Raw genomic sequence first — 19,727 nt, 5'->3', positions numbered from 1 at the left:
CCATCAGCGGGATCGCGCGACCCGGGTGCCGGGTATGCTGCGCACGCATTGTGCTTCTTGTTGAGAAGTTTGCATTTCGCCCATAGATAGGGCGCAGGGTTCGGATTTGAGCTGAAAAGCTCATTTTTCCCTACCTCCCTGTTGGACTTCGGCCGAGCTTGTCTCGGCCATTTTTTTGTCTGCGCGTCTCTTCGGCGGTGGTCTCAGCGCTCTCGGAGCGCCTGGCGCGCCAGCGCGGCGATCATGTCTGTCCGCGTGACGATGCCGACGATGCGTCCGCGCTCCAGCACCGGGATGGCATCAACATCCCCATCCGCCATCATCGGCAGCAGCGCGGCGACCGGCGAGGCGCGCGTCGCGCGCGGGCCGGCGACCTTCATGATGTCCGAGGCACTCACCGGGGTCTCGCGCCCGAGATCAACGAGCCGCCGGAAAGCGGGCAGGAATCCGCGTTCGAGCCGCTCTGCGTCCTCGCGGGCGCGGGTGATCAGGTGAATCTGGAAGATCACCCCGAGAAACCTCTGCCCCGGTCCGACCACCGGCAGCGAGGTGAACCGATGCCGCCGGAACAGCTCGGCGACCTCGGCAATGCCGGTGTCGCTCCCAACTGTGACCAGATCTCGCGACATGATGTCGTCGGCCGTGAGCGGGCCTGCATGGTGGCTCGCGGCTTGAAGTTCGGCGGCGCCGATGAGCCGGGCCAGATCCTCAACTCCGAGGTTGAACGACTGCCGGTAGCGCTCCAGCAGCCCGGAAAGCTCTGTCTCCGAGAGCCCGAGACGCTCGGAGGGGCTGCGGTCCCCGGTGCCGTGCTGGCCGGGGGCGTCGAACTGCCGGAACGGGTAGTGCCGCCCGGTCAGCCGGGCGTAGAGCGCGGCGAGCACGGCCAGCGCGGTGGTGCCCGCGGCGATCGGGCTTAGCGCGAACCAGAAGCCGAGCTGGTCGATGGCCTCGGGGCTCATGGCGGCGGTCATCGCCACCGCCCCCGCTGGCGGATGCACTGCGCGACACAGGATTGTCGCGGTGATCGCCAGCCCCACGGCGAGCGCGATGCGCAGCGCCAGATCGGCGACCAGCAGGCAGGTGGCAACGCCCACAAGCGCCGCCACGGTATTGCCGACGATGGCGGACCAGGGCTGGGCGAGCGGGCTGTTGGGCACCGCGAAAAGCAGCACCGAGGTCGCGCCGAAGGGCGCGACGAGATAGAGTCCGAGGCTCAGGTCGACCTGCGGCGAGAGCAAGACCAGCCCGGTGATGCCAAGGCCGAGCAGAGCACCGAGACCGGCGCGGAGCGCCTCGCCGAGGGAGACGTGCGCCACGGCCGGCCCGAGCGAACGGAGAATCTGCATGGTGAACTGCCTTCTGTGCCTGCCGCGCAAAAATTCAGCATTCTGCGAAAAGTTCAACCGTAGGCCTGCGCGAAGAAGACGATGGTGGTGACCAGCCCGACGGTGACGATGAAGGTCCGCAGCAGCGACAGGTCCTGCACCTTGCGGGCCATATGCGCCCCGACGTAGCCGCCCGTGGCGCAGCCAAGGCCGGTGACGACCAGCGCGCTCCACTCGATCAGCCCGGCAAGGCTGTAGGTGACGACCGAGACGACCGACAGCACCAGAGAGGCCAGCGTCTTCAGCCCGTTCATCCGGTGCAGGTCGCTCATGCCGATGAGCCCGAAAGCGGCCAGCAGAAGGATCCCCAGCCCGCCGTTGAAATAGCCGCCGTAGATCGAGACGAGCAGCAGCAGCGCCGGCGAGACGGCATCGGGCAGGCGGCGCCCCGAGGCGAGCAGCCCGCGCAGAAGCGCGGGACCGGTGGCAAAGGGCAGCGTGGCGATCAGCAGAAGCCAGGGAATGACGCCGGAAAACAGGTCCTCGGGGGTCACCAGCAGCAGCAGCGCGCCGAGGGCCCCGCCAAGCATGGCGGTGACGACGAGCGCGCGCAGGCTTGGTGCGTCGCCTGCCTCAATGTCGCGACGATAGGCCCAGCTGCTTCCGGCATAGCCGGGCAGGGCGGCGAAAGTGGCGGTGGCATTGGCCATGATCGGCGGCACGCCGACCCAGACCAGCGCCGGAAAGGTCAGGAATGTGCCGCCGCCGGCGATGGCGTTGAGCGCCCCCGCGCCGAAACCGGCAAGGGCAAGGATGGTCGTGGTCAGCATCTGGGTCCTCCTCGAGAGCGGCGCGGTGTTGCATGGCATGGCATTGGTCTGCAAATTGGTCTGATAACCGGTCCGGAGCGGGAGGCACGGCATGACATCGAAGCGGGGGCAGGTGGTCCTGTCGGAGCTCCGCGGGCTGGTGGCGGAACTGGCCTCTGAGGTCGGCGCGCGGCTGCCCGCGGAGCGCACACTTGCCCGCCAGCTCGGCTGCAGCCGCGAGACGCTGCGCGGCGCGTTGCAGGTGCTCGAGCGCGAGGGCGAGCTCTGGCGGCATGTCGGGCAAGGCACCTTCTGCGGTCCGCGGCCGCTCGGCCATCCGATCCGCGAGCAGATCCTGGTGCAGGGTGCCGCGCCGATGCAGCTCATGCAGGCGCGGCAGACAATCGAGCCCTCGGTGGCCGCCGAGGCGGCGCGGCTCGCGACCGCAGAGCAGGCGGCCTATCTGGCAGACCTGGCGCAGCGCGGCCGCAGGGCACGTATGCGGCCCGAGAGCGAGCAGCTCGACGCGGCCTTTCACCGTGGCATTGCCGAGGTGACCGGCAACCCGATCCTGCTGGGGCTTCTCGACTATCTTGCAGGGGTGCGGCGTCACGCGGCCTGGCAGCGTGAGTGGGAGCTGACCTACCGCAGGCTTGGCGTCACCGAGTTCACCGAGCGCCATAGCGCCCAGCACGAGGCTATTGCGGCGGCGATCGCAGGGCGAGAGCCAGACCGCGCGGCGGCGGCGATGCGGCTGCATCTCGAAACCATCTCGGAGGCAATGCGCGCGGCCGGGCTGCCGGCGGCGGCGGTCCGGTCGCGGCGCGCATGATCGGCAAGGCGGCGCCGGACCGCGATCGGCGTGCGGAAACGAGCGGACACGAGTTCGCCAGCCCCCCTTGAGCCGGATCCCCCGGTGCCGCAGGCTGGCCGGGATTGCCATGAGAGGAGGCCACCCTGATGGTCGATTTCGCCCGGACTATCGAGCTGCTTGCCGCGCTTGCCGCCGTCGCCGCCTGTGCCAAGGACCCGCAGATACAACCGCTGACCAAGGGATTCGTCGAAGGCAGCTTTTCCGCGAGCGATGCGGCCGTGCAGGCATGCAGGGCCAAGCTGGCGGCGGAAACCTCGGGCAGGCTGAAGGTCGTTGGATCGCAAGCCTCGGGCGCAAGAAGCTCGGTCTACATGCGGATCGGTCCGAGCGGTGCCCCTTGGCGCTGCCAGGTGGGCTCGGATGGCAGCAACCCGACCGTCGGCTTCATGGGCTATGGTGGGATGGGGTGACGGCAGAGGACCACGGGGGCGTGCTTCCTAAAACCTCGGCGAAGTGATCGGCGCGCGCGTTTCGGCGGCAAACGGTGCTCCGATTTTCGTCAAGTGATTTCTGTGCTGGTGGCGCGAACATGAACGAGTTCGCGCCCCTACGCGAACAGGTCTGCGGCTGCGCCTCTACGTTTTCCACTCGGGGGCTGTCCCACGGCTCGAGGCGCAATTGACCGATGTCGAGGGCGATGCGCCGACAAAGGATATGCCGCTGCACAGCGCGCTTTATGAGGTCCTTGGCGCCGTCCGGAATGCCGTGCATCTGCCGTGTGTTATCGCGTGGCTATGTTTTTGATACTCGATGCGGATCTGCATGACTTTCTGTCGCCACTGACGCCCTATCCGGTCATGAAGCTCGGGGGGATACAGTTCTGCACTATCTCTTGCCCGGCGATCTGGCGATCCACAACACGATCCAAGGGCTGCCGGACAAGCAATGGGCTGGGATGCTGGCCAACCATGGGGCAGTTGCGGCAGGCGAGAATCTCGAAGCTGCAGTTCGCGCCATCGAAGAGCTCGAGGCGGGGCCAGACGGGAAATCATGACGCGTGGCCTGTCGCCGCGCATGCTGAGCGAGAAAGAGGCTGCCGCGATCCTCTGTATGATGCGCAGGGGCAGGGCTAATGCCTAAAGCGTGCTCGAGGTGACCGGCACCTGCGGGCGGCGGTGCGCCAGCTGCTCGCGATGGATCAGATATAGCCCGGAGCCCACGATCAGCGCGATCCCCGCCCAGACCATGGTCGCGGGGAAGTCACCGAACACCAGCCAGCCCAGGACGGTTGCCGAGGCAAGCTCAAGATATCCCAAGGGGGCGATCAGCGCCGAGGGTGCGAGCCTCAGCGCGTAGGTTAGAAAGATGTGCGAGAGGGTCGCCGCGAGGCCCATGCCGCCGAGATGGACCCACGCCACGCCCTGTGGCCAAGTGGCCCCGCCGCCGAGGCTGTCTGGCAAAAGCCACAGGAAGGGCAGCCCAAGGATCACCGCAGCGATGGCGGTCGTGGCCTGCTGCGCCACTGGGGCCAGACTGCGAAGCTGCCGGGTGACCAACATGTAGCCAGCGAAGGCCACCGCCGTAATCAGCGGCAGGATGGCCGCGACGCCGTGACTAGCCAGCCCTGGCTGAACCACCAGAAGCGCACCGCCGAACGCCACGATGGAGGCGAGGATCCGGCGCGGCCCGACGCTTTCGCCCAGCAGGGCCCAGCCGAGGAACATCAGCACGAAAGGTTCGATCTGGGCGATCGCCAGCGCGTCCGCGATTGGCATTCGCACCATGGCCCCAACGAAACCGATGGTCGCGATTAGCGACAGCGCCGCGCGGGCGATTGTCAGGACCAGTTCGCGCGGGGTCAGGCGCAGGCGGATGCGCAGGACCAACGCCAGCGCGACCATCAGCACGCCCTGCACGACGAAGCGCGCTACGGTGATCTCGGCAACGGGCAGGCTGCGCGTCGCGAGCTTCGCGCCGACATCGATGAGCGGCGCCGTGGCGCAGAAGCCAAGCATGAGCACCGCGCCGAGCAGCGGCCGGTCGAGCTGCGGCGATGCGATGGGGGGCGAGAGAGGGGCGTTGGTGGTTTGCATCCGCATGCCATGAGCGGAGCGCCCTTATTTGGCAAGAGGGCAGAGTCGCCCGGACCCGGCGGGCAGCGATTTTTCGGCGAAGGCAGATACTGCCACTGGGCACGCGCGGTCTTGCGGCGGACCCGTTCGAGATCAAGGTGCATCTCTCGTCTCCAAACATCCGTGACGGGGAGATGAGACGGATGGCAGAGTTGAAGACCATCGCTTGGGCTCATGTACATCGCCGGCCAAGGCTGTCCCAGCGGTTCGGACCGGATTGTGTCGGGTATCGTCTTACCATCGCGAGGTGGACTCGACTTTGACATATAGTGGGCGGAAGCATCGGGCCGGTCGGTATCAGCGTTGGGTTTGATGACCGGCGTTTTGTCAGGGCATTGGGGACGGACTGCTGTGCAGCGGTCTCACTTTTCTTGCCCTAGGGTGTGCCTATGCAACGATACTTTGAGCACCGACCCAATCACGCCAAAGCTCGGCAAATTCCACGGCATCAGATTTCAGTCTAAAGCAGACCTCGCCCTGGATGGCACGCTGCGCTGACAGGAGCTTCACGCTGTAGCCTGTGTCAGTACGTGATACCGAGATGTGCATGCTCGCCTCCCCAAGCCTACCGAGGCAGATTAGCGGGTGCACATGAAAATCTCGAGACAACACTGGCACCGCACATAGCCCCTCGCAGTGCTTTGGCGTATTACGGTGAAACAATTGGCAGTTTGCGCAACAAAAGGGCTGACCTAGGGTCAGCTGGAGTCGAATGATTCACCCATTGGGACTACGCGCTGTGGTGCTCAGCTCAGTGGACCCATGGAATTTGCCCCGCGCGGCGACGGCTAAACCTGACGCGCATACGTAGGTGCCAACGAAGTGGGGGGCGTTGTCGTGTCCGGCGGCGTGGTCGGACCAGGTGGGATCTCTATCGGCCTACGAAACGCGCAGGGCTGCTGCCGGTGATGCGCCGAAACATGGCGATGAAGGCCGAGGCCGTGCCGTAGCCGAGATCGAGCGCCACGCTCTCGACGCTGGCCCCGTCCTGCAACAACGAGATTCCCCGAACCACGCGCACGCGCTGGCGCCATTCACTGAGCGACATGCCAAGTTCTTGCGTACAGCGTCGGACCAGCGTCCGCTCACTCATCCCAAAAGCCCGGGCGAGTTGCGCATTGCTGCGTGGATCGGCAGGCGCATCGCGAAGTGCCTCAAGCACGGGGGCCAGCAACACATCACTGGTTTCCGGCACGAAACTGTCGGCAATTGAACAAGTTTCGAGCTCGTCGACCATGACGCGCAACAGGCGGGATTGCGTCTCGGTATTAGTGAACCGGGTTTCCGAGAGGCTATTGAGGATGGCGCGCAGCAATGGGGTGACAAGAAGCGAACATGTGCGATCCGGCAGCGCGTCGCAGAACTTTTCGCTGATATACGCCGAGAAATGCACCGCGGCGCGCCGGTTGAAGCCCACGTGCTCTACGTGGGGCGGGATCCAAAAGCCCATGTGTGGGGGCGCGAGCAGGTGCTGCCCCGCGAGCCGCAACTCGGTAACGCCACTGAAGGAATATACGAACTCTCCCCACGGATGCTGCATCACCGGGTATGTGGCGTTGTCAGGCATGCTCTCGAGCCGGAAGTAGATCGGCGCGGGCAGCTTATCGCGAAAAGGCGGATGGCGCAGGTGCGGCGCGCTCTGGGCTGGGGTCATTGCTGGCGGTCCGGGACGATCGTTTGGCGTATCGTTGCTATATATAGGTATTCGGCCAGTCTAAATAGGGCTCATGATTTGCCTGCCAAGGTGCGCCCATGAAACGACCCATTGATACCACCGCCATCGCCGTGATGATCCTGCTGTGCCTGATATGGGGGCTGCAGCAGAGCGCTATGAAGATCGTCGCGGACTCGGTCGATCCAATGCTGCAGATCGGCCTTCGTTCGGCCTGTGCCGCGTTGATTGTCCTGGCGCTGAGCCGGGTGTTTCTGCGCGACCGCTGGCACCGCGGGCTGTTTTTCGGGCCCGGCCTGCTTGCGGGGGCGCTCTTTGCGCTCGAGTTCCTTCTGGTTGCCGAGGGCCTGCGCTGGACTACGGCTTCGCATATGGCGGTATTTCTCTATACCGCACCGATTTTCGCGGCGATTGGCCTGCATGTGGCGCAGCCCGACGAACGCATGGGGGCGGTGCAATGGGTCGGGGTGGCGATCACCTTTGTCGGCGTCGCTGCGATCTTCGTGTTGCCCGAGCTGCACGGGCCGGGCGCCGCGCTGACCCCCGGGCTGCTCCTCGGTGACGTGCTCGGACTGGCTGCGGGCGTCTGCTGGGGGATGACGACCGTGGTGATCCGCACCACCCGCGTCTCCGAGGCGCCGCCGGCGCAGACGCTCTTCTACCAGTTGGCTATCGCGGGGGCAGCGGCGCTTGGCTTCTGCACACTGACGGGGCGGCTGTCGCTCGAACCGACGCCTGCGGTGATGGTCAGCCTCTCATTCCAGACGATAGTTGTCTGCAGCCTCAGCTTCCTCGTCTGGTTCCGCATGCTGCAGATTTACCGTTCTTCGCGGCTCGGGGTGCTCAGCTTTATGACCCCGGTCTTCGGCGTGGTCAGCGGAGCCGTCCTGCTGGGGGACGCTCTGACATCGGAGTTTCTTCTGGGGGGCGCGTTAGTGCTTGTCGGCATGATCGTCGTGCAGGCGCAAGAGTGGATCATCAGCCGCCGGGCGCTGCGCGCCGACCGGGTGCCAATGTGTGAGCGTGCCTGACCGGCAGGAAGATGAGCTGAACCCAGCAGGTGGTCCGGGTGAAATGCTGATGCCGGCTGACCTTCGATCTACTGGGCTGAAGAGCTTAGGCGCAGGTACTCGATATCCGAGCGCACTATGCGGCCGTTCCTTGTTGTAGCGCTCACGCTTGTGCATCGCCGGCAGGTAGCATTGCGATGTCTCGTGCTTATCCAGGCGCCGCTACGCATTGTATCCGGTTTCTTCATGACGAAACAGCGACAAGCGTTTTTGGTTGCGCAGTGCCGCAGTGTGTGAGCGATCGCGAAGCCCTAGGTGCAGATTCTCGGCAATGCGGCGTCGGTCGACCTCAGAGCGGACGAACTCGCCGGTTGTGCCGTTGCGTCTTCTCTCCCGCAGGTTACAGTCCGTCGAGGCGGAATACAGAGGCGGGAGCAGTGGGGCGAGACGAGATCATTGAATCCTATCAGGGGTATATCGCGTGTTTGAACAGGCAGGGCTGGCAGGATCTTCATCTCTATGTCGCCGACCAGGTGCAATACAACGGGGTCTCGATCGGTCTCGACGGCTACGCAAACATGCTCGTTGCGGACTTCCGCGCGATACCCGATCTCCATTTCAACATCGCAGGTCTTGTCTGCGACCCGCCCATGATTGCCAGCCGCTTGGCATTCGACTGCACCCCGGTAGGCTACCTCTTCGGCATGGCAGTGAACGGCAAAAGGGTTCGCTTCTACGAGAACGTGTTTTACGAGTTCCAGGATCGAAAGATACAGAACGTCTGGTCCGTCATCGACAAGACAAGTATTGCCGCGCAAATCTGACACATTGCAGGCCGGCATGGGCTCGAAGTTCTTCCCTGGCACGCGGTACGCCAACGACCGTAGCGGGTCGCAGCCCTGAGCGTGGCATCTTGAGCCTGAGGATTTAGGGAGCTCCTCTAAAAAACGCGCTGCCGTTTCGTCCCTTCCGCAACAAAACGAAAGAAGTAGGCATGGCAGCAGAAGTTCTGCAAATTCCGCAAGGTAATGAGATGTTCGAAGGCTATCGGGCGGCGTTCGAAAAATACGGTTTCTCTCCCGCCGTCAAATCGCGAGGGTTCCTGTTCATCTCCGGGCAGGTCGGTGCTCGTCCGGATGGAAGTGCCCCAGAAGACGTCGCCGGCCAATCCGAATGGGCCCTGAAACGTATCAAGGAACTCCTGCGGATCGCCGGGCTGGATCTGAGCGATCTAGTCGACGTCACCAGTTATCACGTGGACATCGAAGAGACGCTTTCTGACTTCATGGAAGTCAAACAGCGCTTCATCAAGAGCCCGTTCCCTGCCTGGTCAATCATAGGCATCTCTGGGCTGAGCCGGCCCGAACTCAAGGTCGAGATCAAGGCGGTCGCTGCCCTGCGAGAATGAACGCCGGCTTTGATCGAGGTGTGGTCATCCGGCCAGATCAACGCCGCGGTCAGCTAAGGGCGCATCAGGCCAATAACCTGGCAAGGAACGACGCGGCCCAATGCCTAGTGTATCAGGACTGACTGCGGCGGATAGCGGACGCGTTCGGCGAGATGGGCGGTCGGAAAATAGGAGGGGGGTGGAGTGCGGCGACCCCAAGGGAGGAGGAGAGGGGCCGCCGCTGAAATGCGGGGCTCAGGGAGGAGGAGAGAGCCCGGCAAATTCCGCCAGCACGTCGCCGTGCTGTACTCCCCAGATAGGAATTGCCGCGGCGCAGCGCAAGCTTCCCCGACGCAAATCTGGCCTGCGCAAGATGCATGGCAGGTTCGGCACCGAGATTTCATGCATGAGCGCGGCTTTGGGGGCTCGGGTCACGGCTTGGGTCCAGATTTTCAGGTCAGATCGTGGACGCCTGTGGCGGGCACCGGGCACCGAGACCGCGTTGTCGGCACCGCCCGCTCAGCGCGGGCGATGCACATGGGCGCATTGGATGAAGCCGAAGGCGACCATCAGCGCGATTATCGCCGAGCCGCCGTAACTGACCAGCGGCAGCGGCACGCCGACCACCGGCAGCATCCCCATGACCATGCCCATGTTGATGAAGAAGTAGAGAAAGAAGGTCATGACCATGCCGAACGCCGGGAGCGAGCCGAAGCGGTCGGTGGTGCGCAGACCCGTCGCCGTGCTGAAGACCAGCGTCAGCATGTAGAGGCTGAGCAGGCTTGCCGTGCCGAGAAAGCCGAACTCCTCGCCGATCGCGGTGAGGATGAAGTCGGTGTGCTTCTCGGGCAGGAAATTGAGCCGGGTTTGCGTGCCTTGCATGTAGCCGCGCCCCGACCAGCCGCCCGAGCCAAGCGCAATCTTGGCCTGCGCGATGTTGTAGCCGGCGCCGAGCGGGTCGCTCGTGGGGTCTAGGAAGGTGTCGATGCGCCGGTACTGGTAGTCCTTCAAAAGCTGCCAGGGCGTGCCGCGGCTCTCCATCACCAGCGCACCAGCCCGCCGATGCCGCCGAGGACCGTTGCGAAATAGAGCCAGTGGACCCCGGCGAGGAACATCACCGCGCCGCCGCCCGCGACCACCAGCAGCGCGGTGCCGAGGTCGGGCTGCTCGAGGATCAGCGCGGCGGGCAGCAGGATCAGCGCCACCGGGATCGCCAGCCACAGCGGGTGCGACACGCGCGAGACCGGCAGCCAGTCGTAATAGGCGGCGAGCACCATGACGATGTCGATCTTCATCGGCTCCGAGGGCTGCAGGCGGATCACGCCGAGATCCACCTAGCGTTGCGCCCCGCCGCCGGCGAAGCCGATGAGATCGACCAGCACCAGCACCAGCAGCAGGAGCCCGAGGTAGAAGAGAAACGAGACGCTCCGCCAGACCCAGATCGGGGTCATGGCAACCGCCAGCATGACGCAGAGCCCGAGCCCGAAACGCTTGACCTGGGACGCCATCCAGGGCTCCGCCGAGCCGCCGGCGAGCGAGTAGAGCGTGAGAAAACCGACGCAGGCGATGGCGGTCAGCAGGACGGCGAGCGGCCAGTTGAGATGAAGAAGTTTGCGAAGCCCCCTGGGCTCCGCCCTGTGGGTGCTGATGAGGTAGGACATGGCCGATCTGCTCTGGACAAGGGTTTGGGCCCGCCCGCTCTTGCGGGCGGGTCGGCGAGCCGGGGCTCAGCTGTGGGTTGCGGCCAGCGCGGCCTCGCGCTCCTCCCGGCTGCGCCGGTCGACGCCGAGCATCAGCACGATGTTCTTGGCGACGTAGATCGACGACCATGTGCCGATGACGATGCCGAAGGTGATCGCGAAGACGAAGCCGCGGATCACGTCGCCGCCCAGCACCAGCAGCGCGATCAGCGCCACCAGAGTGGTCAGCGAGGTCATCAGCGTCCGGCTCAGCGTCTCGTTGGCCGAGAGGTTGAGCAGCTCGCGCAGCGGCATCAGGCGGAACTTGCGCAGGTTCTCGCGCACCCGGTCGAAGACCACCACCGTGTCGTTGATCGAGTAGCCGAGGATGGTCAGCAGCGCCGCGACGATGGTCAGGTCGACCTTCAGCTGGAACAGCGAGAAGACCCCGAGCGTGACCACCACGTCATGCACCAGCGCCGCCACCGCCCCGACCGAGAACTGCCATTCGAAGCGGAACCAGACGTAGACGAGGATCCCCGCCGTCGCCGCACCGACCGCCAGCAGGGCCATCCAGAGCAGTTCCGCGGACACCTTGCCGCCGATCGTCTCGACCGAGGTGAAGGCGATGCCCGGATCGGTCTGGCGCAGTGCGTCCTGCACCTTGGTCAGCGTCTCCTGCGAGAGCGCGGCGTCGCCGCCCTCGGCGCCGATGCGGATCGAGACCACCTGCTGGTCGGGCGCGAAGGTCGGGTCGAAGACCTCGGTGATCACCGCCTCCTGCATGCCGATCCCGGCCAGCGCCGTGCGATAGGCACCGATGTCGAGGCTTTGGTCGGTCTCGGCGCGGATGCTGGTGCCGCCCTTGAAGTCGATGCCGAGGTTGAGCCCCATGCTGCAGATCAGGAAGACCGAAACCACCACCGCCAGCACCGAGGCGCCAAAGGTGGCATATTGCGCGCGGAAGAAGTTGATCGTGGTCTTCTCGGGCAGGCGGCTCAGCAGGCCCGACATCCTCAGGCTGCGCGGCTTGCGCCATTCCAGCCAGCTTTGCAGCACCAGCTTGGTGACGAAGATTGCCGTGAACATCGAGGTGAGGATGCCGAGCCCCATGGTGACTGCAAAGCCGCGCACCGGCCCGGAGCCGAGCCAGAACATCAGCCCGGCGGTCAGCAGGCCGGTGAGGTTCGAGTCGAGGATGGCCGAGAAGGCGTTGTCGAAGCCCTTGCCAACGGCGCGCCAGACCGATTTCTCGGCCCGCAGCTCCTCGCGGATGCGTTCGAAGATCAGCACGTTGGCATCCACCGCCATGCCCATGGTCAGCACGATCCCGGCGATGCCGGGCAGGGTGAGCGTGGCGCCGATGGCCGACAGGAGCCCCAGCAGCATCGCCATGTTCATGCCGAGCGCGAAGGTGGCGACAAGGCCGAAGCCGCCGTAGCTCAGCACCATCAGCGCACAGACCGCGACCAGCCCGACGACGGCGGCGCGGGCGCCGGCGGTGATGCTGTCCTGCCCGAGCTCCGGCCCGATGGTGCGCTCTTCGAGGAACTGCAGCTCGGCGGGCAGCGCGCCGGCGCGCAGCAGGGTCGAGAGCTCGGTCGCCTCTTCGACGGTGAACTGGCCGGTGATGATGCCGGAGCCGCCGGGGATGTGGCTCTGGATCACCGGGGCCGAGAGCACCTCGCCGTCGAGCACGATGGCGAAGGGCTCGCCGATATGCGTGGCGGTGAAGTCGCCGAAGGCCCGGGCGCCCGAGCTGTCGAAGCGGAAGGTGACAGCGGGGCGGCCGTTCTGATCAAAGCTGGGCTGGCTGTCGGTCAGGTCCTCGCCGGTGACCACGGCGCGCGGGTCGAGGCTGTAGCTCTGTTCGGGCTGGCTGGCCGAGGGCAGGGTGACCGCGTCCGGCCCCGCGCCGGCGAGCACGGCGTTGAACGAGAGCTTCGCGGTGGTGCCAATGAGGCTCTTGAGGGTCTCGGCGCTGTCGATGCCCGGCACCTGGATAAGGATGCGGTCCTGGCCCTGGCGCAGGATGGTGGGCTCGCGGGTGCCGGCTTCGTCGATGCGGCGGCGGATGATCTCGAGGCTCTGCGCCACGACGCGGTCGGTCAGCTCGGAGCGCCCGGCCTCGGTGTAGCGCAGGACCAGCGTGCCGTTCTCGTCCACGGCCTCGATATCGGACTGCCCCGCTCCGGCGAGTGTCGAGACCGGCGAGGCGAAGCTGCGCGCGGCCTGCAGCGCGGCATCCATGCCCTGCGGCTCGGAGATCGAGACGCGCAGCTCACCTTTGGGGGCATCGAGCCGGCGCAGCGTGCCGACCTGCGCGCGCAGCTCCCGCAGCGCGTCGCGCAGCTCGGGCCACAGCCCGTCCATGCGCTCGCGGGCGACGCCGTCCACGTCGACCTCGGCCAGCAGATGCGCGCCGCCGCGCAGGTCGAGCCCGAGGTTCGCGAGGTCGGAGGAGAGCCAGCTTGGCCAGCCGTCGGTGCTTGAGACGGGGGCTGTGGTGCCCGTCGCGGTTTGTGCGGCGAGGTCGTTGTGCTGCTCGACGCGGGCGTAGAAGGCGTTGGGCAGGGCCAGCCAGAGGCAGAGGAGGCAGACGCCCCATATGCCGAGGCGTTTCCAGAAAGTTGGTCTTTGCATGATGGTTTCCGGACAGCTCCCGATGCCGGAGCAACAAGAGACGTGTCGTTATGTCTTGGTGAGAAGAGAAGTTCGGAAGAGTTACCCCGGCGCGGGCGCTGATGAGGCCAGCGGCAGATGGGGCTCAGGAGATCATGGGATCATGCGAAGGGAGGGGCGCGCGGCGGGTGGGCTGGGCAACCCCTCTCGCCTGCAAGGGCGCAGGCGGGCGCGGGAAACGCGCATCGCGCCGACGCGCGGGGCGGCACCTGATGAGATGGCTGGGGCGGCATTGCGCGCAGCCAGAGCGGGTCTGGCCCCGCGGCGTCGATGGCGCGCAGGCTTGCGCGTTCGGCTGCCGCCGGTGGCAAGATGCCCTGCACCCCGGGGTGGGCCGGGCCGTCGATCGTCGCCTCGGCGGCCAGGGCGCCGGCCCGTGGCATGTGCGACGAGGGATGCGCAACGACCGCAGACAGCACGACAAGAAGGGCGACGAGCGCCCCGATCTTGCCGGCAATCCGCGTGACCCCGATCCTCATGGTGCTGGTCTCACAAGCAAGGCTCAGCGCCGCGGGAGCCGCGGTGCGACAGGGTGGCGACAGGTGTCCCGCCCGATGTCATGAGAGCTCCTCGCGGCTGACCAGCAGCTTGTCGATGCGCCGCCCGTCAAGGTCGACGACCTCGATGGTCCAGGCGTGCCAGCTCAGCACCTCGCCGACCTGTGGCAGGCGGCCCATCTCGTCGAGCACCAGCCCGGCGACGGTGGAATAGGCGCGGCCCGGCGTCAGCGTCACGCCGAGATGGTCGGCGAACTCGTCCACCGGCATCGCGCCCGCCACCAGCATCGAGCCGTCGGCGCGGGTGACCAACTCCTCCGCCTCGTGCGCGTCGCCGCCGAAATCCCCGGCGATGGCCTCGAGGATGTTCATCGGCGTCACGATGCCCTCGAACTGGCCGTATTCGTCGTAGACCAGCACCATGTGGGCGGGCGCGCCGCGCAGCGTCTCGATGAGGTTGAGCGCGGGCATTCCGTCGCGCACCACCGGCGCCTCGAGCAGGCGCGAGCGCGGGTCGAGGAGCGTGCCATCGGGGCTCAGCAGGTCATGCGCGGCAAGCACGCCGATCACCTCGCCCTTGGCCCCTTCGCGCACCGGCATGCGGGTCAGCCGGTGGTCGCGCAGCTGCGCAAAAAGCTGCGCCGGCGGGTCGCTGAGGTCGAGCAGCGCGACCTCGTGCCGCGGGGTCATCAGGTCGCGCGCGGCGCGGTCGGCGACGCGCATGACCCCGGCGATCATCTGCGTCTCGGCATGTTCGAGCACCCCGGCGCTGCGCGCCTCGGTCAGCACCTGCCGCACCTCGGCGTCGCTGACGTCGGAGCCGCGGTCGCCGGACTGGCCGAGCAGCGCGAGCACCGCCTTGCCCGAGCGGTCGAGCAGCCAGACCAGCGGCGCGGCGACCAGCGCGATGCCGCGCATCAGCGGCGCGACGCTCGCCGCCACGGCCTCGGGGGCGCGCAGGGCGATCTGCTTGGGGACCAGCTCGCCGACGATCAGCGACAGGTAGGTGATGACCACCACCACCCCGCCGACGCCGAGCGATTGCGCCGCCGCAGGCGAGAGGCCCCAGTCGCTGAGGCTGGCCGCCAGCCGGGCGCCCAGCGTGGCACCCGAGAAAGCGCCCGAGAGCACCCCGACCAGCGTGATGCCGATCTGCACCGAGGACAGGAAGCGGCCCGGATCCTCGGCAAGCCGCAGCGCGGTGGCGGCACCGCCGCGGCCCTCCTCGGCCATGACCTTCAGCCGCGCGGGCCGGGCCGAGACGATGGCCAGCTCGGACATTGCGAGCAGGCCGTTGACGAGGATCAGCGCCAGAACAATGGCAATCTCGAGATACATGGGCGGTTACCGGGCCTCGTGTGCGGGGTGGGTGTGGGGGCCGGTCTCGGGCGGGGTGCCGGCATCGCCGCCGGTCTTCCACAGCGAATAGACCACGCCCACAGTCAGTATGGCGAAGGTGATGCCCAGCGACCAGACCGGCGGGAACTTCTCCCAGCCCATCAGGTCGGCGATGAAGACCTTGGAGCCGATGAACACCAGCAGCACCGACAGCGCGTATTTCAGGTAGGTGAACCGCCGCAGGATCGCTGACAGCGCGAAGTAGAGCGCCCGGAGTCCGAGGGTCGCGAAGATGTTCGAGGTGTAGACGATGTAGGGATCGGTGGTGATGGTGAAGACCGCCGGCACCGAGTCCACCGCGAACACCAGAATCCGCCAGCTCGATCACGATCAGCGCCAGCAGCAGCGGCGTGGCGTAGCGTATGAGCTTGCCGGTTGCGGGGTCGGGTCTGCGCACCGTGAAGGCGTGGCCGTGGATCTCGTCGGTGACGCGCAGCCGGCGCTTGAGGAAGCGCACCACGGGGTTGCTGGCAAGGTCATGCTCTTCCTCGCCGCCGGCAAACAGCATCTTGATCCCGGTGAGGATCAGGAAGCCGGCGAAGACGTAGAGCACCCAGTGGTACTGCTCGACCAGCGTGGCGCCGAGGCCGATCATGATGCCGCGCAGCACGATCACCCCGAGGATGCCCCAGAACAGCGCCCGGTGCTGGTAGGCGGCGGGGATGGCGAAGAAGCCGAAGATCAGCGCGATGACGAAGATGTTGTCGAGCGCCAGCGTCTTTTCCACCACGAAGGCGGTCAGGTACTGCGCCGCGGGCTCGGTGCCCAGCTGCCACCACACGAAGCCGCCGAAGGCAAGGCCGAGCGTGATGTAGAGCGCCGAGGTCTTCAGGCTTTCGGCCACGCCGATCACGTGGTCGTCGCGGTTGAAGACGCCGAGATCGAGCACCAGCAGCCCGATCACGATGGCAAGGAAGGTCAGCCACATCCACAGCGGCTGCCCCAGAAACAGGGTAAGAAGGATTTCCATAATGGACCTCATCGAAGGAACGAGGCTCGAGGTCCGCGGGGGGTCGTCTGGCGATCCGGGCCGGGCATCGAGCGCTCTCGATGCGGTCCGACATCACGTGCGCTTTGGCGCTCGCCAGAGGAGCCCGGCCCACGGCTCTCGAGGTGGGAGTGACGGAGGGGAAGAACAAGGGCGCCGCGCGGGCATTTCTGCACGCGCGGTGTTGCGGGGGCGGGGGTCAGAGTGGCCATAGCAGCACCACCGCCTTGAGCAGGGTCCAGAGCACGCCCCAGACCAGCGCGACCGAAAGCCCGGCCACCGCAAAGCCGAGCAGCAGGCACAGCCCGTCGCGTTCGAGCAGCCCCAGCGCAAAGAGGCTGATCGCCAGCGCTGGCAGCATGTTCCCGAGCGGGATCGGCAGCAGCAGGATCACCGAGAGCCCAAGGCAGACGGCACCGGCTGCGCGCATCGCGAGCGGTGTGGTCATCAGCGGCAGCCGCGGGCGCAGCAGCCGTTCGGCGCGCTCCAGCAGCGGCGCGACACGGGCGATCAGCGCGTGGAAGCCCGCCACGCTGGTCGACCGCTCGAGGATGATCCGCGGCAGCCAGGGCGGACGGCGCAGCATCAGCTGCCACGACAGGTAGACCAGCGGCCAGCCGAGCAGCCCCGAGACACCGGGGGGCATCGGCACCACGTTGGGCAGGGCGAAGACCAGCATCAGCGCCGCGCCGCTGCGGCCGGCGAGCAGCGTCAAGAGGTCGCCGATCGAGACGCGCTCGGCCGCGGTTCCGGCCGGCGGGTGACCGGCGCCGGCGCGGTGGCCGAGCAGCAGCGCCGAAAGCGGCACCTTGGGGGGCGAGGCGTGCATCATGCCGCGTTGCCCCGCGCGGCGCTGCGAACTCTCGGCGAAGCGACCAGCTCGGCCAGTCCGCGGGCCACCTCGATGTCGCCGCGCACGATGTGATCGACGCCGCTGTCATAGAGATGCGCCACCTCGCCCTCGGCATCGGCGCGGCCAAGGATCTCGAGCCGCGGGTTGGCCTCGCAGGCGCGGCGCGCCAGCGTCCCGGCCTCGAGCGCGCTGGGGATGGTCAGCACCAGCACCCGCGCCGCGGCGATGTTGGCCCGCGCCGGCAGCGCCTCGTCCTGCGCAAGCCCGACGCGCGCCGCATGGCCCGCGGCGCGCGCCTCGGCGCAGCGCTCGGGCTGGTCGTCGATCACCAGCACCTGCCCGCCCTCGCGCGCCAGCGCGGCGGCGACCTGGCTGCCGATCCGCCCGTAGCCGACAAGCACCACGTGATCCGCAAGCTCGGCGGCGGCATCGGCGGGCGGCACCTCCGGCACCGGCGCGCCCTCGGGCAGCTCGGGCTGGCGCCGGCGCGCCAGCCAGTCGATGCCGCGGAACAGCGCCGGATTGACGAGGATCGACAGCATCGCGCCGCCGAGGATCAGGTCCTGGCCCTCGGTCGGCAGCAGCCCGAGGCTGGTGCCCAGCACCGCGAGGATGAACGAGAACTCGCCGATCTGCGCAAGGCTGGCGGCGATGGTCAGCGCGGTCTGCCGGTCATGCCCGAAGCTGCGGACGATGCCGTAGGCGACAAGCGATTTGGCACCGACGATGATCGCCACGGTCGCGGCCAGCGCCAGCGGCGCCTCGATCAGCGCGCGGGGATCGAAGAGCATGCCGACCAAGACGAAGAACAGCACCGCGAAGGCATCGCGCAGCGGCAGCGTGTCCGAGGCGGCGCGGCTCGACAGCGGCGACTCGGCCATCACCATGCCGGCGAAGAAGGCGCCAAGCGCCAGCGACACCCCGAAGAGATGCGCCGAGCCGAAGGCGACCCCCAGCGCGATGGCCAGCATCGCCAGGCTGAACAGCTCGCGCGAGCCGGTGCCGGCGACGTATTGCAGCGCGCGCGGGATGACCCGCCGGCCGACGATCAGCATCAGCGCGACGAAGCTGACTACCTTGAAGCCGGTCAGCAGCAGGGTCGCGAGGAGGGGGCTGAGGCCGAGCGCACCGGACAGGGCAGAGCCCTCCACGGCGGCCGGCATCGGGGCGGTGCCGCCGAGCAGCCCGGCGAGCGGCGGCAGCAGCACCAGCGCGAGGACCATCACCAGATCCTCGACGATCAGCCAGCCCACGGCGATGCGGCCGCGCTCGGTCTCGATCAGCCGCCGGTCCTGCAGCGCGCGCAGCAGCACCACGGTCGAGGCGACGGAGAGCGCGAGGCCGAAGATCAGCCCGCCGCCCCAGCCCCAGCCGAGCCCCCAGCCGAGCGTGGCGCCGACCAGCGTGGCGGCGAGGAACTGGCCGATGGCGCCGGGAATGGCGATCGCCTTGACGTCGCTCAGATCCTTCAGCGAAAAATGCAGCCCGACCCCGAACATCAGCAGGATGACACCGATCTCGGCAAGCTCCGACGCAAGGTGCTGGTCGGCGACATAGCCGGGGGTGAACGGGCCGATAAGAACGCCGGCCAGCAGGTAGCCGGCGAGCGCAGGCAGCCGCAGTCGCTGCGCGGCAAGGCCTAGGAGGCATGCGAGCACGAGGCCCGCAACGATGGTTGCGATGAGAGGGGTGTCGTGAAGCAAGTTGGGATGCCCTTGACTGGAAGCGTCGACATAGAGCGAGACAACTGCGCGGGCGTAGGGCCGGGCGCGCAATGGTCAACGCGGGCACCCCGGCGCCGGAGCTCCGCCAAAGGCGGCGCGCCAACGCAGTTCACCCGGCCCGCGCGGGGCGGGTCGGGGTTTCGGATGTCAGGCTTGCGGAGGGCTTCTTGCGCGGGGTCTGCCGGGCGGCAGCCCCTCGGCCAGCGGCGGCGCGCGCGGCGCGGCCAGCAGCAGGTAGCGCGGCGGCGGCGGCGTCAGCTCGGGGAGCGCCGGCAGCGCCCCCGCGGCCGGCGCCGCCGCGCGCGGCTTGTGATGGTCGATGAGCGAGATCGCCGGCGCGAGAATGGCCGCATCCGCAGTGAGCGTGGTGCGCACCGCTGCCGATAGCTCGGCCCGCTCCTGTGCCAGACTTTGCCCCTGACTGCGCGCCGAGACATCAGCCTGCATGAGCCCGATCGCTACGATCAGGCTGCAGAGCAGCAGGCGGAAGGTGGGGGCAAGGCGGGACAGGATTGCAGACATATGTTGTGGAGATGGGCGCGGCGGCGGTGAATGCAATGGGCGCATCATCGCTGGGGAAAAAAGTTTTGGCGCGCGAGGCTTGGATACCAAAACGTCATGGACGCCGGGTGCGCCGCGGATGCGCCGGGGCTGCATGCACGCGGGGGTGCAGTTCGCCCTGCCGCGAGACGCGGGGGTGCGGGGCGCCCTTGAGGGCGTCGCGCGGGTGGGCAGACACCGCTTCAAGGCGCGG

General features: G+C 67.2%; 16 protein-coding genes and 2 pseudogenes. 6 read left to right on the top strand and 12 right to left on the bottom strand.

All coding sequences use genetic code 11. The features are described 5' to 3' along the window. Nucleotides 1–203 precede the first annotated feature (203 nt). A complete protein-coding gene (locus ACXAD2_RS07500; protein ID WP_475168803.1) occupies nucleotides 204–1,349 on the bottom strand; it encodes an HPP family protein in 1,146 nt (381 codons plus the stop codon). A gap of 53 nt (nucleotides 1,350–1,402) precedes the next feature. Beyond that, nucleotides 1,403–2,158 carry a sulfite exporter TauE/SafE family protein gene (locus tag ACXAD2_RS07495; RefSeq protein ID WP_475168800.1) on the bottom strand — a complete coding sequence of 252 codons (756 nt, stop codon included), beginning with the start codon at nucleotides 2,156–2,158 and terminating at the stop codon, nucleotides 1,403–1,405. 91 nt (nucleotides 2,159–2,249) lie between these two features. Here ACXAD2_RS07495 and ACXAD2_RS07490 point away from each other — a divergent pair, with 91 nt between their 5' ends. From ACXAD2_RS07490 to ACXAD2_RS07480, 3 genes are all read left to right on the top strand, one after another. Next, the gene (locus ACXAD2_RS07490; protein WP_475168797.1) at nucleotides 2,250–2,969 is read left to right on the top strand and encodes a FadR/GntR family transcriptional regulator; all 720 of its coding nucleotides are present in this window, start codon (nucleotides 2,250–2,252) and stop codon (nucleotides 2,967–2,969) included. 128 nt (nucleotides 2,970–3,097) lie between these two features. Beyond that, nucleotides 3,098–3,421: a hypothetical protein gene (locus ACXAD2_RS07485; RefSeq protein ID WP_475168794.1), complete on the top strand. Its 324-nt coding sequence runs from the start codon at nucleotides 3,098–3,100 to the stop codon at nucleotides 3,419–3,421. 410 nt (nucleotides 3,422–3,831) lie between these two features. Continuing rightward, nucleotides 3,832–4,005, top strand: a complete 174-nt coding sequence (locus tag ACXAD2_RS07480) for a class II aldolase/adducin family protein (protein WP_475168870.1) — start codon at nucleotides 3,832–3,834, stop codon at nucleotides 4,003–4,005. Nucleotides 4,006–4,087: 82 nt separating this feature from the next. On the opposite strand, the gene ACXAD2_RS07475 is transcribed toward ACXAD2_RS07480, so the two are convergent. Both ACXAD2_RS07475 and ACXAD2_RS07470 read right to left on the bottom strand, forming a co-directional pair. Further along, nucleotides 4,088–5,044: a DMT family transporter gene (locus ACXAD2_RS07475; protein WP_475168792.1), complete on the bottom strand. Its 957-nt coding sequence runs from the start codon at nucleotides 5,042–5,044 to the stop codon at nucleotides 4,088–4,090. A 910-nt stretch (nucleotides 5,045–5,954) separates the two neighbouring features. Next, nucleotides 5,955–6,737, bottom strand: a complete 783-nt coding sequence (locus tag ACXAD2_RS07470) for an AraC family ligand binding domain-containing protein (protein WP_475168790.1) — start codon at nucleotides 6,735–6,737, stop codon at nucleotides 5,955–5,957. A 98-nt stretch (nucleotides 6,738–6,835) separates the two neighbouring features. Between ACXAD2_RS07470 and ACXAD2_RS07465 the strand changes: the two genes are divergently transcribed. The 3 genes from ACXAD2_RS07465 to ACXAD2_RS07455 all read left to right on the top strand — a co-directional run bounded on the left by ACXAD2_RS07465 (nucleotide 6,836) and on the right by ACXAD2_RS07455 (nucleotide 9,173). Continuing rightward, complete coding sequence (locus ACXAD2_RS07465) at nucleotides 6,836–7,786, top strand: DMT family transporter (protein ID WP_475168788.1); 951 nt, start codon at nucleotides 6,836–6,838, stop codon at nucleotides 7,784–7,786. A 416-nt stretch (nucleotides 7,787–8,202) separates the two neighbouring features. Then, nucleotides 8,203–8,589 carry an ester cyclase gene (locus ACXAD2_RS07460; RefSeq protein WP_475168786.1) on the top strand — a complete coding sequence of 129 codons (387 nt, stop codon included), beginning with the start codon at nucleotides 8,203–8,205 and terminating at the stop codon, nucleotides 8,587–8,589. Between the two features lie 170 nt (nucleotides 8,590–8,759). Beyond that, on the top strand, nucleotides 8,760–9,173 hold the full coding sequence (locus ACXAD2_RS07455; RefSeq protein ID WP_475168784.1) for a RidA family protein: 414 nt from the start codon (nucleotides 8,760–8,762) through the stop codon (nucleotides 9,171–9,173). Between the two features lie 498 nt (nucleotides 9,174–9,671). Here ACXAD2_RS07455 and rodA read toward each other — a convergent pair. The 8 genes and pseudogenes from rodA to ACXAD2_RS07415 all read right to left on the bottom strand — a co-directional run bounded on the left by rodA (nucleotide 9,672) and on the right by ACXAD2_RS07415 (nucleotide 19,495). Then, nucleotides 9,672–10,813: pseudogene (gene rodA / locus ACXAD2_RS07450) on the bottom strand (rod shape-determining protein RodA). 66 nt (nucleotides 10,814–10,879) lie between these two features. Further along, the gene (gene secD, locus ACXAD2_RS07445) at nucleotides 10,880–13,474 is read right to left on the bottom strand and encodes a protein translocase subunit SecD (RefSeq protein ID WP_475168783.1); all 2,595 of its coding nucleotides are present in this window, start codon (nucleotides 13,472–13,474) and stop codon (nucleotides 10,880–10,882) included. Between the two features lie 596 nt (nucleotides 13,475–14,070). Next, the gene (locus ACXAD2_RS07440) at nucleotides 14,071–15,348 is read right to left on the bottom strand and encodes a hemolysin family protein (protein ID WP_475168781.1); all 1,278 of its coding nucleotides are present in this window, start codon (nucleotides 15,346–15,348) and stop codon (nucleotides 14,071–14,073) included. Nucleotides 15,349–15,354: 6 nt separating this feature from the next. Next, entirely contained in the window at nucleotides 15,355–15,705 is a 351-nt protein-coding gene (locus ACXAD2_RS07435; protein ID WP_475168779.1) for a TerC family protein, read from the bottom strand. A gap of 73 nt (nucleotides 15,706–15,778) precedes the next feature. Beyond that, nucleotides 15,779–16,336 (bottom strand): annotated as a pseudogene (locus tag ACXAD2_RS07430) (TerC family protein); the annotation flags it as partial. Between the two features lie 259 nt (nucleotides 16,337–16,595). Beyond that, nucleotides 16,596–17,228 carry an exopolysaccharide biosynthesis protein gene (locus tag ACXAD2_RS07425; RefSeq protein WP_475168777.1) on the bottom strand — a complete coding sequence of 211 codons (633 nt, stop codon included), beginning with the start codon at nucleotides 17,226–17,228 and terminating at the stop codon, nucleotides 16,596–16,598. After that, complete coding sequence (locus ACXAD2_RS07420; RefSeq protein ID WP_475168776.1) at nucleotides 17,225–18,952, bottom strand: cation:proton antiporter domain-containing protein; 1,728 nt, start codon at nucleotides 18,950–18,952, stop codon at nucleotides 17,225–17,227. Before ACXAD2_RS07420 ends, ACXAD2_RS07425 begins: the two co-directional genes overlap by 4 nt. A gap of 168 nt (nucleotides 18,953–19,120) precedes the next feature. Continuing rightward, on the bottom strand, nucleotides 19,121–19,495 hold the full coding sequence (locus ACXAD2_RS07415) for a hypothetical protein (protein ID WP_475168775.1): 375 nt from the start codon (nucleotides 19,493–19,495) through the stop codon (nucleotides 19,121–19,123). Nucleotides 19,496–19,727: the final 232 nt, after the last annotated feature.

This window comes from Salipiger sp. ABN3_019 (assembly GCF_056158605.1).
The sequence above is the reverse complement of the archived record's forward strand: the minus strand, read 5'-3'. Positions and strand labels throughout refer to the sequence as shown.

Excerpts from the sequence above, each read along its gene's own strand:
- ACXAD2_RS07475 (WP_475168792.1), bottom strand. The coding sequence starts at position 5,044 with ATGCAAACCACCAACGCCCCTCTCTCGCCCCCCATCGCATCGCCGCAG.
- ACXAD2_RS07490 (WP_475168797.1), top strand. The coding sequence starts at position 2,250 with ATGACATCGAAGCGGGGGCAGGTGGTCCTGTCGGAGCTCCGCGGGCTG.
- secD (WP_475168783.1), bottom strand. The coding sequence starts at position 13,474 with ATGCAAAGACCAACTTTCTGGAAACGCCTCGGCATATGGGGCGTCTGC.
- ACXAD2_RS07440 (WP_475168781.1), bottom strand. The coding sequence starts at position 15,348 with ATGTATCTCGAGATTGCCATTGTTCTGGCGCTGATCCTCGTCAACGGC.
- ACXAD2_RS07465 (WP_475168788.1), top strand. The coding sequence starts at position 6,836 with ATGAAACGACCCATTGATACCACCGCCATCGCCGTGATGATCCTGCTG.
- ACXAD2_RS07485 (WP_475168794.1), top strand. The coding sequence starts at position 3,098 with ATGGTCGATTTCGCCCGGACTATCGAGCTGCTTGCCGCGCTTGCCGCC.
- ACXAD2_RS07500 (WP_475168803.1), bottom strand. The coding sequence starts at position 1,349 with ATGCAGATTCTCCGTTCGCTCGGGCCGGCCGTGGCGCACGTCTCCCTC.
- ACXAD2_RS07425 (WP_475168777.1), bottom strand. The coding sequence starts at position 17,228 with ATGATGCACGCCTCGCCCCCCAAGGTGCCGCTTTCGGCGCTGCTGCTC.
- ACXAD2_RS07495 (WP_475168800.1), bottom strand. The coding sequence starts at position 2,158 with ATGCTGACCACGACCATCCTTGCCCTTGCCGGTTTCGGCGCGGGGGCG.
- ACXAD2_RS07470 (WP_475168790.1), bottom strand. The coding sequence starts at position 6,737 with ATGACCCCAGCCCAGAGCGCGCCGCACCTGCGCCATCCGCCTTTTCGC.
- ACXAD2_RS07455 (WP_475168784.1), top strand. The coding sequence starts at position 8,760 with ATGGCAGCAGAAGTTCTGCAAATTCCGCAAGGTAATGAGATGTTCGAA.
- ACXAD2_RS07415 (WP_475168775.1), bottom strand. The coding sequence starts at position 19,495 with ATGTCTGCAATCCTGTCCCGCCTTGCCCCCACCTTCCGCCTGCTGCTC.